Genomic DNA, 20,849 nt, shown 5'->3' with positions numbered 1-20,849 from the left:
ATCATATACCTTTAGTTTTATTAATTGATTTGGTTTGACTATTTATTTGTCTTAATAAAAGTCTGCGTTATAATATAGGTAATTAAATCAAAATAAAAGCAAGAATTATGAGTAAGACGAAAACAGTGTATATTTGTTCCGATTGTGGTTATGACAGTCCTAGATGGGTTGGTCAGTGCAGAGGCTGCGGAGCGTGGAACACCTTTGCGGAATCGAAGGTAAGTAATAACGTTAATGAGAAGATAAGAAACACTGCTATAAACGCGAAACATAAAGGATACGCTGGTCAAATCAGTGAAGGGATGGTTAGCCTTAGTGAGTTGCAAGGTAAAGAAGCCGCGTTATCTAGATATGATACAGGCATAGCGGGGCTTAACAGGGTTCTAGGTGGGGGTTTAGTAAAAGGCAGTGTTGTTTTGTTATCTGGTAGCCCTGGTGCAGGTAAATCAACAATACTCTTGCAGGCAATAGATTACCTTGCGTCTCAAGTATCTTCAGCTTATTTTACAGGTGAGGAATCAGTAGATCAGATTTCTTCGAGAGCAACTAGATTACATGTAAAGAATGGCGATAAGGTAAAGTTAAAATCTGAAACTTGTGTTGAAAGGATTATCGAAAACGCTTCTTCAATAGATGCTAAAGTCATCATTGTTGACTCAATTCAAACTATGTACTCGGAAACAAACAATTCCTCGCCAGGTTCAACCTCACAGGTGAAAGATTGCGGACATATCCTAACTCAGTACGCGAAAACAAATGACGTTTCTGTACTTGTTATCGGTCACGTTACAAAAGACGGAACGTTAGCGGGTCCAAAGGTTCTTGAACATACTGTTGACTGCACCATCCATTTGGATACGACCACCAGCGATAGATACAGGACAATTAAATCTGCAAAAAACCGTTTTGGTACTGCTAATGAAATGAGCGTATTCATCATGACTGAGTCTGGAATGAAAGACGTTAAAAACCCTAGCGCTATTTTCCTTCAAAGACCAGACGTTCCTACCCCTGGTACAGTTGTGATCCCTTACAAAGAAGGCAATGGTATTATGTTGCTGGAGATCCAAGCTTTGGTCGCGAAAGGAAATCCGCAATATACAAAGAGAGTATCTGTGGGTTTGGATTCAAATAGAAACTCAATGCTGATGGCTGTACTACACAGTCGCTGCAAAGTGGCTACCTATGATAAAGATACATTCCTTAACGTAGTCGGTGGCATTAAGATAGGTGAAACAGCTTCAGATTTGGCTGTAGTCTTAGCAATCTGTTCAGCAATTGAAAACATAGTCATTCCGCAAGACGTTATCGTTATGGGGGAGGTGGGTCTTGGTGGTGAAATTCGACCAGTTCCGAGTGGTGGAGAGAGACTTAAAGAGTGTCGTAAGCATGACTTCCATAGGGCAATAATTCCAGCTTCAAATATGAAAGGGCTAAAAACAGATATGGAAATTATTCCTGTAAAAACTGTCTCTGAAGCTATAGCCGTACTGAAAAGAATCTCTGTTAGCTGAAAAATGAGAAAAGGGATGGTTTGTTAAACCATCCCTTTTTTATTTGTTAATCTAATTTGCAATTCTTGAGTCAAAGTGTTCTGACATATACCATTCAGTCTTTTTCCATTTACTGTCTAGCTCTACTTCAACCCAATCACCTTCACCTTCTCTAATTTGGATTTTTGAACCATTTAGAGCACTAAGACAAGCTACTTCATGCTTAGGTAAGCAAAGGAAGCCAATAGTATAGTCATTATTTGGCGGGTAGGAGTTTGGAGACTTAACCCAAGTGTATTGTGATTCGTATTTGAGCAAAATCACCAAATCCATATTGTCGGCTTTTGCCAATAGCATTTTGTATTTTTTATGTTTAGCCATCGATTTAATCCTAAAAAACAAACTTTTATATTTTAATAGACATAAAAAAACGAGGCAATAGCCTCGTTTTTTTCATTATTCAAATTAGAATTTGAATTTAGTTTGTACGAAGAATTGACTTTCGTTTTCTTCACCGTAAAGAGATTGATCATTGCTATCGTAAGCTTCGAATTTGTAGCCAACACCAACAGCGAATGTGTCAGTTACAGCGTAATCCATGTCTGCACCTACGTAGTAAGTGTTGTCTAGATCAGTGTAAGCCTTGCTACCTACGAACGCAGAGTATTGGATAGGAGCTTTCTGAGAAAGGTCGCCTTTAACACCAACTTCTAGGCTTGCGTAGTCGTCAGACACTTTGCCATCAACATCTTCAAGCACTACGTGACCAACACCCACTTCACCGTAAAGGTTGTGAGTTGCGCTCAGAGCGTGAAGAGCACCAACTTTAGCGCTGTAATCTTGAGCAGTTACATCTGCGTGATCTACATGCTCTAGAGCTTGTACATTAGCGCCAACGTAAACGCTTTCAGTGATGCTTTTCTCAACACCTACAGTGATACCCTGGAAATCTTCTACATCAGTGAAGCCAACAGAAACGTTATCAACAGAAGCAGCAGAAGCAACGCCAGAGATAGTCAGTGCAGCAAGTGCGATCAGAGTCTTTTTCATAGTTAAATTCCTTTAGTTATTTAAAGATATTTTTTTGGTTTGTTTATTAATAGAGAGCAACATTTGCCTCAATAGTTCTTACAATAAGTGTTTTTTTGTGAATTGTCAAAAAGAATTTCACTAAAATTAGTAACTTAATTGAACTTTTTTGCATTACATGACTATAGGTGTCAAATCAACTGATAAAGGCTTTTATTACAAAAGAATTGCATTAAATGACTGAATTTTATACAATTGATTGCTTTATCAGCAACAATTTTAATTATTTAGTCGGAAATATCCTATCATCATAGAATATATGAATATTTTTGTTTTTATATTTAGTTAAAAAAATTGACTCTGATATTGTTTTATGTATACTGTGTGCAGTGATGTAATTAATTGGAATAGAAGATGAAGAGCTTTTTTGACGGAGACAGAATTAAGTGGATACGGTTTCTCATAGTATTTGAGTTGCTGTACATCTTGTCTGAATTCGCTCTGAATGCTGCAATCCTGAACGCGGGTGGTGGTTTAGTTGTAACCCAGCATGGGATTGATAACCTAGAAAAGTATGGTCGCCTATTAAGCGGCGTAGGTTTGGCATTGCTTGTGTTCGGCTTCTTAGGTACTAAGTATTCTTTTAGAAGAAGAGTGTTCAACTTCATCTTAACCCTTGTTGTTTGCATTCCGCTTATGCATAAAGCGCAGTCTCTACTTATAGATGACTTAATTGTTGGTAACGCAACTGCTGAAACCAAGTCGAGAGCAGAACTGTTCGTAACATATAAAGAGGGATTGATATCTGGCGATTTTGGTCTTGGTAAAGAAGTTCCGATCAATCGAGATAACCCGACAAGCGCTGAAGAGCTAGCGCTTTTTTCAATGTATTCATTGATGATGTTCGACTCAACTAGAACAGAGGGGTTGCTGACACAGGATCTTAACTCTTGGGTGAGTGATATCGTCAAGATCAGAAACTCAATGAAAACTGACCTTCTTTATGATGGCTACCTTCAGGTGTCTAAAGAGGTCGATTCCCAATGGAAGAAGTACAACTCTGGTCAAAAGGCACTTGACCCGAATGCTCAGTGGGAAAAAATATATAGTAAATCTTCGAAAGAGTACGCTAACTATAAGCACAAGCGAGATGTTGAATTTCCTGAATACGTAGAAACGCAAATCAGAAAGAACAACATCCACGATTTGCTTTACGATCAGTATGAGAAAGCATTCTCAAATGGTTGTGGCACTAACTGCCGTAGAAAAGCCCTTGGTAAAGTTGAGGCCATCATGGAACAAGCCACGGGTTCAAAGTCTAATTGGCAAAAATGGTGTGATGGAAACAAATGTCCAGGTGATGAAAAGTTCTTGGCAAAACAAGCTGTGCCATTGATGGATGGGATGTTTAGCTACATGTCTGGACTGAATCCAGATATAAACTCAGTTTCCCAATTCATGAATGAGCCAACGGTTGCGATGAGCATACGCTCTGAGCTTGCAGATAAAGGTGTTCATCTGCCATATGGCATGACAATGAACAAAGCTAACTTTATAAGAGAGTTCAATAAAGCAACTGGAGGTGCATCGGGAACCAAAACAAAGGCACAATTCGTTGCTCTGAACGAAGTTCAGTCAGGATTTAAGAAGCTGCTAGGCAGTGCTTATAGCGGTTCAGTGCCATTGGGCTTGTCTAAGTCACAGTTTGAGCGTAAATATGTCAATGGAAATCTTGCATCGGAAGTGAGAGCAGAAGTTTCTAAGCTGAAAAATAGTAAGAGAGACTTTGCGCCAGGTGGAAGTCGTGTAGAAGAAGGTAACGGTTATCTGAAAATGATAATAGTGCCACCAATTGCACTGTTCTTTAGCCTGTTCTTTTCACTGTTTGCGCTTGCAAGATTACCGCTTCGCTTGCTTGAAATTAGCCAAATCAAGAATGGTGCAAATTGGAAAGTAAAACTGAAGCAATACATGACTATGCTTGATCTTATTGTGATACTGTCATACCCAGTATTGAGATCTAATAGTAAGTTCACTAGTTCGTCTGTTATTGAGCGCTTTGAGCTTATGAGAGGTGAAAAGCTGGAGATTCAGCAAGTGCTCGGGTACAAATGGGTTCTTGGGGTGGAGCCAGTCATATATCCGATAGGTATGAAGCTGCTTAATACATTTGATCTGAACAACATAGACCATCCAATGTACAAGTAATTAAAAGCCCGCTCAAAGCGGGCTTTTTTATATGCAGAGGAAGGCTACATAGACTTTTCTAAAGTTAGCTCTTTTTCTTGAGTGTTAGCTTTTGACAACTGACTAGCAATCCATTTATCAGATGCTTTTGCTGGCTCACTATTCTCTTCTAAATGCTGTTTGCAAATAAGAGCCTGAATTGACATGCTCTTTTCTGAATTCCACAAGTCACTATTTGCGAAATCCCAATCAAGTTCAGGGTCTATTTTCTTGGTAGGTAAGTCAACGTATAGGTATTCAATATCGCAAGTAGAAGGTGAAATTCCAAAGTCATTACTTAGTGATTCAAGAACACGTTTAGAGCCGCACACTTGCAATTTAGTGCTGTTCTCCAAAAAGTTTGATGTGCCGAAAGACACTTCCTTGCCAAACTTTTCATTAAGAGCTTTGGAAACCGCATATACATCGATATCGCTATCTTTTTCAAATACAAACTCAGAGTCGAAGTAGATAATCCCTTCATCCACCAGCTTGTCCAGAGTTATTGCGAGTAGATGGCTTTTATCGAAACCAATATCATTCGAGCTGGTTTTCATTTTATCTACTTTAGCAAAAAAATCATTAAATGATTCTTCAATACCAAAAGGTTTAGATGCTTCTAAATCGCGGGGATATGTAAGTGATTCAGATTTTATAGCATTCAATTTTTTTAAGATTTTATCAGCCACATGGCTTTCTTTAAACTTCTCCACTCTCATCTCGGCACGTTCTTTTAATAAAAGGGCTAAAGTGCAAAGTTTAGTCGCTGTTGTTTTTGAGGTTTGATCACTAGATTTCATGTTATTGCCTTTTTTATTGTTTTAATTATTTTATCACTATAAAACCAGTTGTGTAAAATATAAACAAAAAAACCTCACTACAAGTAGGGAGGTTTTACTGAATATATAAAATGTAAAGTTTAGGCAGCAATCAGCAAATCCTTTCTTTCAGCTCGTAGGACATTTTTATAAAATGTCATAGCGGTTTGGGAGTCGATATTAATTTTGGAGCAGTAATGCTCAAACTTATCCCATTCTGCACGTTCTATGGCGCATATAATAGCTAAGAAAGGGTAGTACCTACCTGACTTCGAAACTAGAGCATCTTTAACTGCATCATTAACGGGTAAGCTGTCCATAACAGTGGACATCTCCTTATCCAGCAAAGCATCTAGAGTCGATAGTAGACCCATAAGGAACACTTCTTCTCTTTCTCTTTTATATGGAGTTAAAGTTGCAATTTGCTCGAAGAATCGAGATCTTGTAAGAGCCATTTTAACCAATTCAGCAGGTTTGTTTTTACCTAACTTGCCTATTGCCAACAAACAAACATAGCGCCTCACATGCTGCTCACCGAGATAAACTAGAGCTTGTTTTACACTCTTAATCTCAGGTTTCTTATTGCTTTGTCTGCGGGTATTTACCAGCTTTAACGTTTGATACGTAAGGGTAGATTCTTGTTCGAAAAGTTTAGAAATGCGGTCAAAATTAATAACATTTCTTGTCGCTTCTCTGTAAATCTGCATGATCAAACTGTTAGAAATTTCAGCTTCGTTTCCTGATATCATTTCAGGCTTAGAGAAAAAGTACCCTTGGAAGTATTGGAATCCAGCTTTTCTGCATTCTTGGTATTCTTCGTAGGTTTCCACCTTTTCAGCAAGAATCTTTACTTTTTGAGATTTTAACTTTTCCAAAACGTGAGGGATCGTATCCAAAGGGGTAGCCTGGATATCAATCTTAATAATGGAAACGTATCGTAAAATGTCATCCCATTCAGGGCTGTAGATAAAATCGTCTAAAGCAATTCTATAACCTTTTCGGTGTAGTTCTCGAAGCAAATCCTTGGTCTCTTCATTTGGTTCAACAGACTCAAGGATTTCAATAACAATACGCTTATTCGGTAATAGTGTAGAAACTTTGTTTCTAAGCATTTCGATAGGGAAATTTATAAGGGCTGTTTTACCGTTCACAACCTCATCAAAGTCCATATTTAGAAATGAATTGATCAGAAGTTTCGCAGTGCTCACATCTTGAGGCACATGCATAGGAAACCTGTTCTCTTCACTGTCACGGAATAGCAACTCATAGCCAACAATCTTTCTCGCTCTATCGAGAATTGGCTGTCTGCCCATATAAATTTTCATGTAAATCAATATTATCCATTTAAACTGCGGCTATTTTACATGCGCTGCCAATTATGTCAATAACGAGCACCAATTATTTTGCTGTGGCGCAAAAAGTGGTAAGATAGAAGCTAAGTAAATAAATTAAAGAATAAAAAAGATGAAGCCATTCGTAGTTAATTTTACAAATATAAAAAAATGCCAATCTGGAATTCCTTTCAGTTACAGCAGTTCTAAGCTCGTTGATAATCAATTGGTCGCAAATGACGTGGCTTTTGATGAGGAAAACAAAAAGACTGCTGCTCTTTTAGATCTGTCCGTTGAAGAAGAATATTCACTTATTGTTTTTGCGAAAAACAAGAAAGAAGCAAGAGAACAGGTTTCCCAAATGAAGCTTGAAGCGTCAACTGCAAAAACAGTAACTAGCGCATTCGATATTCAGGGGCTAATTGGTACTTATGGAACTGTCACTGAGAAAGAAAAGCTTTCTCCTGATTTCTATGAAAAGATTTCGGGCATGTGTACAGGGAGAGTTGACCTGCATAGTGATAACTACAGGGTTAAAAACTCAGAACACACTTCAACGATCAAAATAACCTCATGTAACGAAATGCCCCTAACTAATGGCAAAAGTAACTCAAAGTTTAAGATTGAACAAGATGGTGTGAGTAAAGAGCGTAGAACATACATGCTTTATTACGAAGGTTTCACAAGAACGGGCGATACGACATCTTTAAGAGGTTTAACGGATAAACCAACGCCAACATCGAAGCCTATATCGTTTCTTGTTGACTGGACTTTCCAGCTCGACTCAAATTACGTAACTGACAACCTTTCAGATAATGAGAGACTTGGAAGCCCTCTGAAATTTGAAATTAAACAGATCGCAACGGCTAAGGGCTGTTCTTCGCCAGATGTACTTTCAGAATATTCTTTAAAGCAGGCAAGAGAGCTTGTATCAAACATGAATGATTATGAAGTGAAGAAGGGCATTGTTCTAAGGGATTACTTGGTCGCGAAGATTGAAAAAAATGACTCGCCAGTTAATGAGCTAGCTAAATAAAAAAAGAACACGCGTTTGCGTGTTCATAGTCAAAAGTAGTTCTCTCTTATTAGATGCTGTGTGCATAAAACCAATCTAGCTCTTTGGAACGGAGTTAGGTTGGTTTTTTGGTCAATGCAACCAAGCACTCCATATTTCTGAAAGATAAGCTTAACGGTGCCACCTTTAGTTTTCATCCCCGATAAGCGATTAATAAACTTATCTTTAAGTAGTTTTTGCTCATCTTCCTCAATGAGTTCTTCAATCTGATTCGAAATTCTCTTGTTTCTGTCATAGAGGAATGCAGAAATTACCAATCCACTCAAAACAAATAGTAGCTCTGGTGATGGTAGTAGCGACTGGGGTGAAAAGTATGAGCCTTTAAGCACCATTATCACAAAGAAAATAACCGATACAGAGAGCCATGTTCTCATTGTTATGGTAGAGGTTTCGTATTTCTTTTGCATACCATTTAGGGCGGATAAGGAAATTTTTGATTTTGTCATTTTTGAATCGCCTTTTTCATATAGGTAATCATGTTTCTTCCAGACTCCTTGGATTTGTATAATCTTCGGTCAGCCATTTCAACAAACTTATCGCCTTCTTTAGATGAAGATTGACCGATTGATACTGTATATGAAATATCACCATATGGAGTGTTACATGTATCTTTTGCTGCTGAGACTCTAATATACCGCATCATTGATAAGTGATGAGCATTATATTCACCGTCAATAATTACACCAAACTCTTCACCCCCGATTCTGTATGGGTGAACTGTCGATGACGAAATTGAATGAAGAATATCGGAGAATGACTTGATCACCATATCTCCAGCCGCATGACCAAAGTTATCATTAATTTTCTTGAAGTGGTCGATATCAATAATCGCGAAAGAAAATGGCTTGTTTAAGCTTTTATTCTCTGCCTTTTTGATTTCAAAAGACCTGCGATTTTTTAGTCTTGTCAACGAGTCAGTTTCAGCAAGTTTTTTTGTTTCCAATAGCTGTTTCTTCAAATTCTCTGTTTCAGCAAGTAAGTTGTCAACTTGGGCTTGCTGAGCGATTAAGAGAGATTCGGCTTTATCCTGGTATGTCTTTTGACTGATCGCTTGGGCGTTCAGTTGGCTTTCAATGCTTGAAATTAGCCCAATCACCTTGGGATTGTTCAGGGCGCTATCGCTACCTATCTCGTCTTTAAGTGAGGCTGATGAGTTAGTCATATCACGAATAAAGCTTACTGTATCAGCGATGTGAGAGCTTTCTGCTTCTTTAGCACTCTTTGATTTGGTAATAAGACTAGATACAGCACCTTCAATGTTCGTCATTAATTGACGCTCTCGTTCGGCGCGGTTACGAGCTTCTATGATGGCAAAGTTAACCAGTTGACGCATTACAGAGAATGCGCAGTTTCTATTTGCATTTAACTTGTTAAGAAGCCCTAGTCGAACAGGAGACTCTGGATTTCCTTCAAACACCTCATTTACAGCCTTCTCTACATCCTTAACGTCTTTGTCGGACACGGTGGTTTCTTTTGGAAGCGATGAATTTTCTGAGGTTGAATCATTAACGCTTGTTAACTGTCCAATAATCACTACAAGGTCATTTATTACTTCTTCAGAATTGCAGCTACCAGCTTTTAATTTTTTCTTAAGATTTTCAGCGCGAAGCTTGCAATCACCACTAGAGTTTTTGAAGTTGGTAACATAAGCGCAGGCATGAAGAAGTATTTTCACGCATGGGCTTTTTGCTGCCGATGATGTTGAGTCTGTATGAACCATTTGAAGCCTACTGTTAAATTGCATTAGTTATTAAAAACGCTTGAATCAACAATAATTTGTATGTTTTTCAGTCAATTCTAGTTTCATTTGCGCTCATTATACTGACTTTTATCAATACGTCCATTCTAGAGAGTAAAATAATTGCATGATCGTCGTCACACTTACAGGTGATTTTTATATTAAATAAAAAATATTTGTAGTAAATTTTAATCATAGAGTTACACATACTTTATTTTTCTAGGTTAACTTCTCATTGTTAGTTTTAGACAGTGATTTAAGTAACGGACGCGATAGTTATCTTGTTTTTTAGCCCATCATAGATGGGCTTTTTTTATTTCGTAGGGTATAATTTAATTAATAAATAAAAAATAACGAGAATTGCTATGAAACAACTAAATACAAGAAACGCGGCTATTCACAATCTTAATGAAAAGCTTGGTCTAAGCATCCCATTTGAAACGGAATCTACAGTAAATGGGCAAGACCCAAACTCTTTACTGTTTAAAGCAGAAATGTTTGAAAAGGTCACTTCAATTAAACCTACTCCCAAAGAGCAATCACTTCTATCCTTGAGTGCGGCTTTAAGCAGGTTGGAAAAAGTGATAAAGCGCGGTTTCGCATTCAATATGGTCATCAATGAAGATGAGTTTGAGATGGAGGTTGTAAATCTCTCGAATGAGCCTCTCATGACAATTAAAAGCCAAATGATGTGGGATAAGGATACCATCAAGATCATTGTTGATGGTGAGTATGATAGCCAGGAGTACTCAGAAAGAGAGCTTGTTGGGATGATTGAGTTAGAAGATACCTTGCAAGTGTTTGAGGGTGAAAAGCAGCTAGACTCATTGGAAGCGTCTTCTATGGCTACGTCACTAAACTTAAGTCAGGTACTGGAAGATTTAAGGTTCATCCAAAGTAATGAAGATAAGTATCCTATGGACAACGTAACCAGTTGTGATCTTCGTGTTTATGACATGGAAAATTTTGATGTTAGTGAGTTTGAGTCCATAGATGGGCTTAACCTGGAATCATTTGGTAACATATTTGGCAACTCTAAGAGTAAGGCTAAAGAGCCTGAGTTGGCTCTATAGGACGATTTTAGTTATTAAAAAATGTTAATAGAAACCCTGCAATTGATGTAGGGTTTTTTGATTTTTCTAAATTGTTTGTATATTGGATACTTTTTTTGAACAGCATTCAATTCTTTATTTTCTTTCAATACTTGTAATAATACGAAACTTTTATTAACCAAGTGGTCAAGTTTTTTCATTTTGTGTGTATAGCATAAGCAACACGACAATATGAAACTCTCCACATTTCAATTGATTGCAAAATAAAAACATATCTGATTTATAAGGATTTTTTGACACGGCTTCCAAATATGGGAATTTTAACTGTTTAATTGTGTTTACCTTGACATGCAACTACTCACTAATATAATTTAGGCTCTTCTAAAAGGAGGGAAGATGAAATTTCTGCTCATTTCGCACCCAAAATCTATAACACTGAGAGACTGGAAGTTAATTTTAGCTAAAAGTCCTGCCTCTGATGAGTATGAAGTGTGTTTGTCTCTAACGGATGCAATTTCACACCTCCAGCGAGATAGATTTGATGCCGTAATTATTGACATGGGTATGTCATCGTATTCGACTTTAAAATCATTAAAGATGGTTAATCATATTAAGTTTAGCCAGGTTACTGTCGTGGTAACTAATGATTTGGTTGAATCGATCTCAATTCCAGTAGATAAGCAGGCAGATATCGTTATACCTAGACCATTCAAAATTAACGATGCTCTTCTCGCTCTACGTGCTGCCAAAGAAAATTACGTTGTAACGTCTGACGCTAGACGAATGTTCCTCGCTGGAGATTCACTGTCTCTTCAATCGATGCTTCATAAACGTTTATCCACCAAACAAAACAGACAAATTAGCGGTTTGGATAAGTGGTTTCTGCAAGTCACTTTTGAATCTTTGATGTCTCAAGGGATGAAAGATAAGTGCAAGTTTTTGCTTAGTGACCTTATGATGGATCGTAACGATCCTACAGCCAAGATCCTTATGGCTAAATTGCTAATTGCTGACAATCGACCTTCAGAAGCATTGATGCTTTATGCTGATGAGATTGAAGGTGGCTCTATGACGAATGCAGCGTTGTTTGTAATGTCACAGGCGTTTATGTCCATTGGGGATTTCTCAAGCGCTAAATCTCTTACATCAACAATCATTGCTAATGGGGTGATGGAGTTTGATGTTTTCGCTAGTCATGCAAAAAGCCTTTTTGAATGTGGAGAATTTAAGAGTTCCGTTGAAGTTGAACTTGATTCTATGAAGCTAAGGCTTGACTGTAAAGAAGATGATGAGGATTCGTATAAGCGCTTGATTCATTATGGAAATAAATACTGGGTATCCAATGAAGCGGCAAGTACAACACTTGTTTCTAAATTGGCTAACGCTATTGGTCGAGGTTTTAGAAAGCACCAGAAAACTTGGTTAAAAGCAGCGTTTTTAGAGTATAAACTGAAAGAAACAGCACTACGTGGAGACATTCAGAAGCTTAAGCTTCACATCGGCTCTATCGTAAATAAAGAAAGATCGGTTTTACTTCAAAACAGATACCTAATGGAATACATACTTGAGCTGGCGGGTAAGCTAAACTTGGACTCAGACTGTTTAATGAAGCTTCAAAATGTTGCTGAAATGACAGAGCTTTCAAATGTTAAAATTAACTCAGATGCGATTAAAAAGGCTAATGAGTCGTATGAGAAAGCTAAAGAGTTGTTTGAGTGTGGGAATTTGAGTGAGGCTGAAGAAGCTGGTCGCAAGGCTTATATGCTAAGACCAAACAACCTAGAATCTTCATTGTTGTTTGTAAATATCCTGATTGAAATCCATGTGAACCTTGGATCAGGAAGATTATTGAATCAGGCATTTACAATTTTAGAATCAATAGGTCATGTTGGTGATAGACACCCTCTATTCTCGGAATACACTAAAACTAAAGAGAAAATTGAGAACTTGACTCTTTCTTGAGCACTTAATCAATAAGGTATTGACTTAGGGTTGTTGATTATTATAATCGACAGCCCAATTAACTAATAAAGTAAATTTATCAAATGCATAAGTTTTCGGCAGAAGACGCTAATAAATTAAAAGTATTGATTTTAGACAGTTCGGAGTTTACTCAGGCAATCATTCGAAAAAATTGCTACACAATGGGTATCCATAACGTCACACTAGCTTCAAGTCCTGATAAAGCCGCTCGTATATTCAAAAAACAAAAGTTTAACTTGGTTATTATCGACTTTGATTCAGAGTTAAAAGATAACTACGTTGAACTCTTTAAGCATATCCGTGAGTCAAATACTAAGGTGTGTACTGTATTTATCAGTTCCAACCACACTAAGCGTAATATTGCCGAGATGATACAAATTGAAGCAGAAGATATCATACTTAAGCCTTTTACATTAAAAGTCTTAAGTCAGAGAATTTTCGCTAATGCTCAAAACATTATCATGACTTTAAAACTGCGAAAACTTATAAGCGAAGGTAATCATCAAGAAGTACTAGAATCTATTTATGAGCTTGAAAAGCACTTTAATACAGGTCAAATCAGGGGCTGGCTATATAAAGTAAAAATCCAAGCCATGCTAGAACTGAAAATGTACAAAAACATAGAGAGTTTTTGTCGATTCCTCTTGGTTAATAATGAGGCTGAATGGATAAGAACCTATCTTGCTGAATCACTTATTGCAACGCGCCGATACAAGGAAGCGCTTCAAGAAGTACTGATCTGCAAGCGAAAACATCCTTCTAGTATTAAAGCCACTCTGTTGCTTGGCGATATTTACGACAATCTAGGAAATACAGATGAAGCCTATAAGTGCTACAAGGAAGTTACTGGCTGCTGCCCAGACTATATTAAGGCATGTCTCGCAATTTCTAAGATTGACGCTAAGGAAATGAAGTATGAACAAGCAATTGATTCATACGAGAAAATCATCTCTTTGCTGGAAAAAAGATTGCAGTCATATCCTGACATCTATGTGGAAATGGCAAATTTGAAACGCGACTATGCGGAATCAAAAATTAAAGTTCCAATGATTGATGCTATCAAGGAAAGCATTAAGTACTTGAATCGTGGATATGAAAACTTTCCAGAAAGTAAGGTTATCCATGTTAACCAGGCGTTGTTTAAAGTGATCCATTTGCATGAGGCAGGTGAAAACCAAAAAGCGCTAAGCTTACTCAATAGAACTTATGTTGAGCACAAAGAGTTTATTGAAAACAATTCAGATTCGATGATAAGCATAATGTTTCTTTACTTGGGTCTATGCCATAAAGATATGGCTAACAACCTCGTTGAAAGAATGAAGATGAAAATGGGGGTTCATGAAACGTATTCCCAAATTAGGAAAAAATTAGAAGAGAAAAATGCAAGAAGGCTTAAGTTAAAAAACTATGTTGAAAATGCTCAAAACGAGATAACAGAGCTGATTGCGAATGATAAACTGTATGATGCATTGAAAAAAATTGATGATTTATTAGAGAAAAAACCAAAAATTCAATCACTTCAAAATCTAGCTGTAAAGATTAGTTATAAAATGGCAAAGCAGTATAACTTCAACAACAGCTCAGTAAGGGAGTGCATGAGGTGTATCTATAGAGCTGAGAAGCATGTCACGAATGAGTCTGTTATTTCATCTATAAAAAGCGTTAAACAAAGCATACAAAAACGACTTCAAGTCGTTGCAGCATAAGAAGGTCGGGTTCCATGAACTCGACCTTTTTATTTGTCATTAAAAAGCTCTGAATTGTTTGACTATTTGAACAATTAATTTAAAATATACACCACAACTCAATAAATTAATAAATAAAAACTAATTATAATAGAAAAACATGGTGTAAAAATGAGCGAAAATAACAAAGAAAAGATAGCTTTCGTAGGCGTTGACGATGGTTTCCGTGAAACTAAAGTCTGGGTTAGTGATGATGTTAAGATCGTAATTCCATCCCAAGCTCGTGCAGGTGAGATGACGCAAATTTCCATTGATGGTGGTGCTAAAACTGTGTTTCCTTATGAAACCAAAGATGGCGCATTCATTGTTGGTAAAATTAAAGAAAGTGATGCTACATCAAATGATGATTACCCAATCAGCGCTATGAACCGCGTTCTGGTTACTCACGCCTTAATTTCACTTGGCTTTACAGGCGCAAACCGCCTTGCTATTGCTACAGGTCTACCGTACAAACGTTATTACCGTGGTAAGGATAAAAACCTTCCTCTTATTAAGGCTAAGCGTAAAAACCTGCTCCTTAATGATGTAAAAGAGGTTTTATACGGCACTAATGGTAAGTCTCTATCAAACCTTAACATTCCACGTATTGTTGAGCATCACGTCATTTCTGAAGGTATTGCTGCATGGATGGATTACGTTCTTGAGCGCGACCCTGAAACTGGCAATCTGACAATGAACAAAGACAAGTCATCAGTACCAACTGCTTTCGTAGATATTGGTGGTCGTACTACAGATATCGCAGTTATTGAAGACTGCAATATTGAAACCGACAAATCTACTACTATTGAAGCTGGTATGCTGAACATTGAGAATCTTGTTAAAGAGAAGATTTCAGACGAGTACGATGTTATTCCTACTACTGCTCAAATGAACCAAGTGATGAAAACTAAAATGTTCCGCGCTTGGGGAACTGACTATGATGTATCTGAGTTTATCGAATTAGCTATCAAGCAAGAAATGGCTAAGATTCATGCGGAAGTTAGCAGACGTTTAGGTTCTGCGGCGGATCTTGATAGCGTAAACTTTGTAGGTGGAACAACTGTAGCTGTAGAGCATGAGCTTCAAGGCTGGTTCCGTAACCAAAACATTGTTAAAGACCCTGGTTTTGCTAATGCTCGCGGAATGGCTAAATTCATTGAAACAGCATTAAAAAAATAAGGTATCTAAATAATGAGAGTTAGATATACCTTAAATCTGTACACAGATAAAAAACTTGACTCTGAAATAGCTGATTATATTGCTGAACATCCAAAGGGAATGGAGCGTTCAGAAGCAATAAGAACTCTGATAAAAGTTGGATATAACACTCTCATTAGGCATATGGATTCTCAACAGGCTGTAGAGCATTCAGTGAACGAAAATGACCTGAAAATGGTCGTTGAGATGCTATCAGGAATAATGAAGAAAGCGCCTGCTACACAGCAAGCGCCTCAAACTAGCCCTGATGATATGTTCAGAATGATGCAAATGTTTGAGATGATGAGAGGCGGGGCTAACCCCGCCAATCAACAAAGTTTTCCTTCTCCCGCGTCTTATCCATATCCTTATCCTCCGCACATGATGCCACCTGGTATGAATTATCCAGAAAGTGATCATAGGACTGAGGTAAGGGATAGCTCTGAACAGAGAGAAATGGAAAGAAATCCTCATCCACCAGCTTCTGAAAGCCCATCGGATGTTAGGAAACAAAGTGATTCTCGACAATTTAATGAGTCAGTTAGAGAAGAAAATAAGCGTGTTCAAGAGTCTAAAAGCATAAGTAAAAATGAAGAAAACATTAATAAATCAAATGAAAGCCAAGTAATTAAGAAAGAAGCAGTAAAACCAGTCAGTTTTGATGAAGAGATTATCGACCCTGATTTAATGATTCAAAATGAAGAAGAGGGGTTTGTCGGATTTGATCTAGGTGATGGAGAATCTGATGTTTTCAATGATGATGATGACGATGACGATTTCATTGATCCTCTTGAAATGCTTGGGGCGAAATTTGGTGGATAAATTGAATAATTAATAAAGAGAATAAAAAATGAGTCAACAAAATCCTCAACAAGACAATGATATGTTTTACATAGCAGCAGCAGTGGGCTTTTTAGCCCTCTGCTGGTTTGTTAGTACGCATTATTCTTGGCTGGTTTTTCTATGGAAATGGATAAAACTTGCTGAACTTTCATTATTCTATGTTTTACCAGATTGGTTCCCAATCTACGGAAAAATGGAAATAAAAGGTCTGTTTGATTACATATGGAGTCAACCATACGACCTAATTCATAAAGATACTGTGTTCAGCATCAATGATCACTTATCTGGCTGGGTAACTTGGCCTTTCGCTGTTTGGGTTATTTACCTTGGATTCAAACGTTCTATGTCTACGACTAAGATCGATACCATCTATAACCACGATACATTGCTGTCAGAGCTTTCAGAAATTTACCCTCACCTTAAGCCATATGTGAAGGATAAACCTGAATACAAGTCTGTTCGCTACGATAGGGACATGAAGGAAGATACATATCAATATGGATGTTCCTTGGATCCATCAGATTTTGCTCTTTTATCTCCACCGTTGGGTCTGGAAGACGAAGCGAAGAAAAGTAACCAGTTCAAAGCAATTTGGGATGGTGATGTCGGTTTTGACATGGACTTGGCTGAGAGGGCTTTTATAGCTCAAATGGGTAATAGATTTACTGGCATTAAGTCTCTAAATGATGTTGAGAAAGGGGTTTACGACTTCTTCATTAAGAGAATGGAAATTAACCATGTAGAGAACATTCCAAAGTTCAAAAAATATATTTCTTCGATAATCAAAGTTCCTAATGCTCCAAAGATTAATGTTTCGAAGTTAACGCCTCCTAATGCTCAAATATACAAACTTCTAAAGGAAGATATTGACGCTGAAATTGCAGAAGCTAAGAAGAAGAAGCAAAAAATGACACGCGGCATGTTCCTAGATAAGCGAAAAATTCTAACGTATATCAAAAATGATAAATACCTTGTTCCAATTAAAGAAGCTGATGCGCAAGATATTTTGGCAAACCATGCATTTATCAGATGTGGCTTGATGAGTTTATTTGGTAGAGCCAGAAGTGTTGGTGTAATTGATATGGGTGAGCTTGGATGGGTTAAGCAGCACGATAGAGTTTTGTACTACTGTTTATCTTCCCACGGTAGAAAAGTATCGTTTGTTGAGTGTTCTGGTCCTTTTGCACATTGGTTGGTTGAACAGGTAATTGGCGAGCCATTGATGAACGCTGAAGTCAGTGAAGCAGTTAATGCACTAAAACTTGAGCTTAAGCTTCATGAGCGAGAAGGCTACTCAGAGTAACTTATGCAGCCCTTAGGGGCTGTATTCTTAAATCTAGAGAATAAATTATGAAAAAAATATTATCAGCAATCGGAAAGTTGAATATTTTCAGGAAGAAAGAGCCTGATCATGTATTCTATTTAATGCCAAATCCAACTCAGGAAATATGGTTTACTGAAGAAGACTTAAGGGAGCACATGTGGAGAATTGGAAGCGGACATTTAAATGTGAGAAAAGGAAAGAGTCGTTTTAATGGTCAGGTATAACCTGACCTTCAAAATTTTATTCATTTACCTCATCTTTCTGGATTTTGTTTTGATTTCAATATAAAATCCTAACTGAATTATAATAAATAAATCTCGTACAAGATTATTTAATAATAAATAATAAAGAAATAAATAAATTATAAGAAAGGCATAATAATGAGTGTACAAGTTCATGGTGTAACTGCAAACGAAGATTTGCAACCAGGACTAGTAAAGAAAGATACCAGAACAACAATGGAATCTTTCCGAGATCTTACCTATAACAACTCGGGTGAGGTAATGCTAGGTCTTGGATTGCTTATCTTAGCTGCTCCAATAATGGGAAATGTCATACTTGCTGAAGCATTGTTTGTTTTGGCAATGATGTATTACCCATATCAAAAACGAAAAGTGAAAGAGTATATCTTTCATGAACCCATCTCTGCTGTAGACGATAAGAAAAAGCCGCTCAAGGGCAGTGGTAAAGGTCTTCTTCTCTTAGGTAACTCAATCATAGATAAATCCGCATTATGGTTCTCAGATGATGATTTGAGAACCCACATGCTCGTGTTCGGGACTACAGGGAGCGGAAAGACCAGGTTCTTATTGGGGGTATTATACCAAAGCATGATGTTCGGATCAGGCTGCCTATATGTGGACGGAAAAGGGGACAATACCGTATGGTGGCTCGTTTTCAGTTTCTGTAGAAAGGTCGATAAAGTCGATGATTTGCTTGTTATTAACTACTTAACAGGTGAAGAAGACACGACGATGGATGGTAAACCGTCTCTTAAGCGTAAATCCAATACTTCAAACCCATTTGCTCACGGATCCTCAGAACAGCTCAGATCATTGGTTGTAGGTCTAATGCGTGATGGTGGTGGTGATGATATGTGGAAAGGTCGCGCATCATCAATGTTAGGAACTCTTCTTAAAGCACTAACTGCTATGAGGAACTCTGGAGAGATAAATCTGGATATCGACACCATCCGTGACCACATGCCTCTCGATAGGATTGTGCAACTTTCTATGCGTGAAGACTTCAAGCCAAGTGTTCTAAATTCCATCCAAAAATACCTTCAAGACTTGCCAGGTTACAAAGAGCAAGATGCTTTAATGGGTACAATTGAACAAAAAGCCTATGAACAGCATGGTTATCTGACGATGCAACTTACTGAAATCATGGCAGATTTGGCAGAAACGTATGGTCATATCTTCTCAGCTAAGCTTGGCGAAGTTGATTATAAAGATGTCGTGTTTAACCGTCGAGTGTTGTTTGTAATACTGCCAAGTTTAGAGAAAGACCCTGATGCGCTTGCAGGATTAGGCAAGTTAGTGGTGGCTGGTGTTCGTTCAGCTTTGGCTCCAGCACTTGGTGATGAGCTTGAAGGTCTGAAGATAAATGTTATCGATAAGAAGCCTACTAAATGTGCCGTACCATTCATAATGATAATGGACGAATACGGATACTATGCGGTAAAAGGTTTTGCGGTCGTTGCCGCCCAAGCCCGATCTTTGGGGGTGTCGGTTGTGTTCGCTGGACAGGATTATCAGTCGCTAAAGAAAGCATCAGAAGAAGAAGCTGCTGCAACAGTTGCGAATACCAATATAAAAGTCTGCATGAAACTTGAAGATCCAAAAGAGACGCTTCAAATTATGCAAGATCGTGCAGGTGAGGCTTATTTAGCAAGGCTTCCAGGTCACGAAGGAAAAGATGATGCTGCTATTGGTGCTCTGTACAAACAAATGAAGAATACTCAGGTTGAGCTTGTTAAACGTATGAGTCTTCGCGACTTGGTTCAGCAGCCACCTGGTAAAGCTCATGTAATCAATGGTGATAAACTAGAAAGATGCTCTCTATACTTTGCGGATCCTCATGAAGTTGAAGAAGCCAAGCTAAACAAGTTTATGATGGTTGATAAGCCTTCTAGAGCTATTTTGGATAAGTACAACAATGCTTGCCAAAAACTTAAGAGACTGTGGGAAGAAGAAGAAAAGCAAGACTTTAGTGATCTTGAGTCTGACCCTGGTATCGTACAGTTAATTTCTGATTTGAACATGTGTATTGACCACAAACTATCAATTTCAGATTCAGCTCAAATGGCTATTGGTACGTATGAGTTAAGAGAAGTTATGCGTGATGAAATTCTTAACGCTAAATCTCTAGAGGATAATACTCCGAAGACAGCTAAACCTGCTGTTAAAGCGGCTCCTAAGGCGAAAGCTAAGCCTGTTGCGGCAAAAGAAGTAGAACCTTCAAAGGATAAGGTTAAAGCAGAAGAGAAGCTTTCTAAGCCATCAGAAGCTAAGCAAGCGAATCCTTCATCTAGTACGGAAAAAGAACCATCTGCTAAAGAGATTCTTGATCTTGCGAAAAGCAAGGTGATGAGTGAAGGGCAAGAGAAATCTTCTCCTGAAGTCAAAACTAAAGAACAAGAAATTGCTGAAGAGATGGAGTCAGGATACCTTGACGTTGTTCAAGAGCAAAACCGTCCTGATTTGTCTATTAGGGAAAGTGTTGAAAGCATTGAAACTTCATTTGTTGAAAGGCTAATGAAGACTGTCGAGCAAGGTGCTGGCGAAAAAGTTGATGTTTCTAATACGTTGATTGAGCTGGAAAGGCTTGGTGGTAAGAACGTAGTTGCAAGTGAAAGCGAAGCTGAAAAAGGAATAGGATTTATTTCTAAAAAGTTTGCATTTGATGACTATGCTGAAGAGCCAATACCTGAAAAGCAATCGCAAGATAGTTTGAAAATGCTCCTTAATAACTTAACTTCTAAGATTAAGGTCTAAACAAAAAAGCCCCGAAAGGG

Annotated in this window: 17 protein-coding genes; 11 read left to right on the top strand and 6 right to left on the bottom strand. The window is 37.8% G+C overall.

Annotated features, from left to right (window positions below; all coding sequences use genetic code 11):
- Nucleotides 1-107: 107 nt before the first annotated feature.
- Nucleotides 108-1,514: a DNA repair protein RadA gene (gene radA, locus R7P80_RS02380; RefSeq protein ID WP_020331360.1), complete on the top strand. Its 1,407-nt coding sequence runs from the start codon at nucleotides 108-110 to the stop codon at nucleotides 1,512-1,514.
- A 51-nt stretch (nucleotides 1,515-1,565) separates the two neighbouring features.
- Here radA and R7P80_RS02375 read toward each other — a convergent pair whose 3' ends face one another.
- Together R7P80_RS02375 and R7P80_RS02370 are read right to left on the bottom strand one after the other, a co-directional pair.
- Nucleotides 1,566-1,874, bottom strand: coding sequence for a hypothetical protein (locus tag R7P80_RS02375; protein WP_048515929.1), 309 nt, complete (start codon nucleotides 1,872-1,874; stop codon nucleotides 1,566-1,568).
- Between the two features lie 84 nt (nucleotides 1,875-1,958).
- Nucleotides 1,959-2,543: an outer membrane beta-barrel protein gene (locus tag R7P80_RS02370; RefSeq protein WP_053318437.1), complete on the bottom strand. Its 585-nt coding sequence runs from the start codon at nucleotides 2,541-2,543 to the stop codon at nucleotides 1,959-1,961.
- A gap of 393 nt (nucleotides 2,544-2,936) precedes the next feature.
- Here R7P80_RS02370 and R7P80_RS02365 point away from each other — a divergent pair, with 393 nt between their 5' ends.
- Complete coding sequence (locus tag R7P80_RS02365; RefSeq protein WP_229623791.1) at nucleotides 2,937-4,730, top strand: hypothetical protein; 1,794 nt, start codon at nucleotides 2,937-2,939, stop codon at nucleotides 4,728-4,730.
- A 44-nt stretch (nucleotides 4,731-4,774) separates the two neighbouring features.
- Here the strand turns inward: R7P80_RS02365 and R7P80_RS02360 are convergent, their stop codons facing one another.
- Together R7P80_RS02360 and R7P80_RS02355 are read right to left on the bottom strand one after the other, a co-directional pair.
- Nucleotides 4,775-5,548, bottom strand: a complete 774-nt coding sequence (locus R7P80_RS02360; RefSeq protein ID WP_229623792.1) for a hypothetical protein — start codon at nucleotides 5,546-5,548, stop codon at nucleotides 4,775-4,777.
- A gap of 119 nt (nucleotides 5,549-5,667) precedes the next feature.
- Nucleotides 5,668-6,891 (bottom strand): EAL and HDOD domain-containing protein, encoded by a 1,224-nt coding sequence (locus tag R7P80_RS02355; protein WP_045592962.1) that lies wholly within the window; start codon nucleotides 6,889-6,891, stop codon nucleotides 5,668-5,670.
- A gap of 139 nt (nucleotides 6,892-7,030) precedes the next feature.
- Between R7P80_RS02355 and R7P80_RS02350 the strand changes: the two genes are divergently transcribed.
- Nucleotides 7,031-7,933, top strand: a complete 903-nt coding sequence (locus R7P80_RS02350; RefSeq protein ID WP_229623793.1) for a hypothetical protein — start codon at nucleotides 7,031-7,033, stop codon at nucleotides 7,931-7,933.
- A 29-nt stretch (nucleotides 7,934-7,962) separates the two neighbouring features.
- Here the strand turns inward: R7P80_RS02350 and R7P80_RS02345 are convergent, their stop codons facing one another.
- Together R7P80_RS02345 and R7P80_RS02340 are read right to left on the bottom strand one after the other, a co-directional pair.
- Nucleotides 7,963-8,418 (bottom strand): hypothetical protein, encoded by a 456-nt coding sequence (locus R7P80_RS02345; protein WP_045592958.1) that lies wholly within the window; start codon nucleotides 8,416-8,418, stop codon nucleotides 7,963-7,965.
- On the bottom strand, nucleotides 8,415-9,692 hold the full coding sequence (locus tag R7P80_RS02340) for a GGDEF domain-containing protein (RefSeq protein WP_318096655.1): 1,278 nt from the start codon (nucleotides 9,690-9,692) through the stop codon (nucleotides 8,415-8,417). Before R7P80_RS02340 ends, R7P80_RS02345 begins: the two co-directional genes overlap by 4 nt.
- Before the next feature lie 383 nt (nucleotides 9,693-10,075).
- Between R7P80_RS02340 and R7P80_RS02335 the strand changes: the two genes are divergently transcribed.
- The 8 genes from R7P80_RS02335 to R7P80_RS02300 all read left to right on the top strand — a co-directional run bounded on the left by R7P80_RS02335 (nucleotide 10,076) and on the right by R7P80_RS02300 (nucleotide 20,829).
- Complete coding sequence (locus tag R7P80_RS02335) at nucleotides 10,076-10,783, top strand: hypothetical protein (RefSeq protein WP_085762402.1); 708 nt, start codon at nucleotides 10,076-10,078, stop codon at nucleotides 10,781-10,783.
- 375 nt (nucleotides 10,784-11,158) lie between these two features.
- Nucleotides 11,159-12,724, top strand: coding sequence for a hypothetical protein (locus R7P80_RS02330; protein ID WP_116921172.1), 1,566 nt, complete (start codon nucleotides 11,159-11,161; stop codon nucleotides 12,722-12,724).
- Between the two features lie 83 nt (nucleotides 12,725-12,807).
- Nucleotides 12,808-14,451 (top strand): response regulator, encoded by a 1,644-nt coding sequence (locus tag R7P80_RS02325; RefSeq protein WP_020331350.1) that lies wholly within the window; start codon nucleotides 12,808-12,810, stop codon nucleotides 14,449-14,451.
- Nucleotides 14,452-14,601: 150 nt separating this feature from the next.
- The gene (locus R7P80_RS02320; RefSeq protein ID WP_020331349.1) at nucleotides 14,602-15,648 is read left to right on the top strand and encodes a ParM/StbA family protein; all 1,047 of its coding nucleotides are present in this window, start codon (nucleotides 14,602-14,604) and stop codon (nucleotides 15,646-15,648) included.
- A 12-nt stretch (nucleotides 15,649-15,660) separates the two neighbouring features.
- Nucleotides 15,661-16,488: a hypothetical protein gene (locus R7P80_RS02315; RefSeq protein ID WP_116921173.1), complete on the top strand. Its 828-nt coding sequence runs from the start codon at nucleotides 15,661-15,663 to the stop codon at nucleotides 16,486-16,488.
- Nucleotides 16,489-16,516: 28 nt separating this feature from the next.
- Nucleotides 16,517-17,812, top strand: coding sequence for a hypothetical protein (locus tag R7P80_RS02310; protein ID WP_020331347.1), 1,296 nt, complete (start codon nucleotides 16,517-16,519; stop codon nucleotides 17,810-17,812).
- A 47-nt stretch (nucleotides 17,813-17,859) separates the two neighbouring features.
- Nucleotides 17,860-18,057 carry a hypothetical protein gene (locus tag R7P80_RS02305; RefSeq protein WP_229623795.1) on the top strand — a complete coding sequence of 66 codons (198 nt, stop codon included), beginning with the start codon at nucleotides 17,860-17,862 and terminating at the stop codon, nucleotides 18,055-18,057.
- 156 nt (nucleotides 18,058-18,213) lie between these two features.
- On the top strand, nucleotides 18,214-20,829 hold the full coding sequence (locus R7P80_RS02300; RefSeq protein WP_241619774.1) for a TraM recognition domain-containing protein: 2,616 nt from the start codon (nucleotides 18,214-18,216) through the stop codon (nucleotides 20,827-20,829).
- Nucleotides 20,830-20,849 lie beyond the last annotated feature (20 nt).

This window comes from Vibrio sp. 2092 (genome assembly GCF_033339635.1).
GTDB lineage: Bacteria > Pseudomonadota > Gammaproteobacteria > Enterobacterales > Vibrionaceae > Vibrio > Vibrio alginolyticus.
This window is presented reverse-complemented; position numbering and strand designations above follow the sequence as displayed.

Coding starts and splice junctions, on each gene's coding strand:
- radA (WP_020331360.1), top strand. CDS start 108: ATGAGTAAGACGAAAACAGTGTATATTTGTTCCGATTGTGGTTATGAC.
- R7P80_RS02375 (WP_048515929.1), bottom strand. CDS start 1,874: ATGGCTAAACATAAAAAATACAAAATGCTATTGGCAAAAGCCGACAAT.
- R7P80_RS02370 (WP_053318437.1), bottom strand. CDS start 2,543: ATGAAAAAGACTCTGATCGCACTTGCTGCACTGACTATCTCTGGCGTT.
- R7P80_RS02365 (WP_229623791.1), top strand. CDS start 2,937: ATGAAGAGCTTTTTTGACGGAGACAGAATTAAGTGGATACGGTTTCTC.
- R7P80_RS02360 (WP_229623792.1), bottom strand. CDS start 5,548: ATGAAATCTAGTGATCAAACCTCAAAAACAACAGCGACTAAACTTTGC.
- R7P80_RS02355 (WP_045592962.1), bottom strand. CDS start 6,891: ATGAAAATTTATATGGGCAGACAGCCAATTCTCGATAGAGCGAGAAAG.
- R7P80_RS02350 (WP_229623793.1), top strand. CDS start 7,031: ATGAAGCCATTCGTAGTTAATTTTACAAATATAAAAAAATGCCAATCT.
- R7P80_RS02345 (WP_045592958.1), bottom strand. CDS start 8,418: ATGACAAAATCAAAAATTTCCTTATCCGCCCTAAATGGTATGCAAAAG.
- R7P80_RS02340 (WP_318096655.1), bottom strand. CDS start 9,692: ATGGTTCATACAGACTCAACATCATCGGCAGCAAAAAGCCCATGCGTG.
- R7P80_RS02335 (WP_085762402.1), top strand. CDS start 10,076: ATGAAACAACTAAATACAAGAAACGCGGCTATTCACAATCTTAATGAA.
- R7P80_RS02330 (WP_116921172.1), top strand. CDS start 11,159: ATGAAATTTCTGCTCATTTCGCACCCAAAATCTATAACACTGAGAGAC.
- R7P80_RS02325 (WP_020331350.1), top strand. CDS start 12,808: ATGCATAAGTTTTCGGCAGAAGACGCTAATAAATTAAAAGTATTGATT.
- R7P80_RS02320 (WP_020331349.1), top strand. CDS start 14,602: ATGAGCGAAAATAACAAAGAAAAGATAGCTTTCGTAGGCGTTGACGAT.
- R7P80_RS02315 (WP_116921173.1), top strand. CDS start 15,661: ATGAGAGTTAGATATACCTTAAATCTGTACACAGATAAAAAACTTGAC.
- R7P80_RS02310 (WP_020331347.1), top strand. CDS start 16,517: ATGAGTCAACAAAATCCTCAACAAGACAATGATATGTTTTACATAGCA.
- R7P80_RS02305 (WP_229623795.1), top strand. CDS start 17,860: ATGAAAAAAATATTATCAGCAATCGGAAAGTTGAATATTTTCAGGAAG.
- R7P80_RS02300 (WP_241619774.1), top strand. CDS start 18,214: ATGAGTGTACAAGTTCATGGTGTAACTGCAAACGAAGATTTGCAACCA.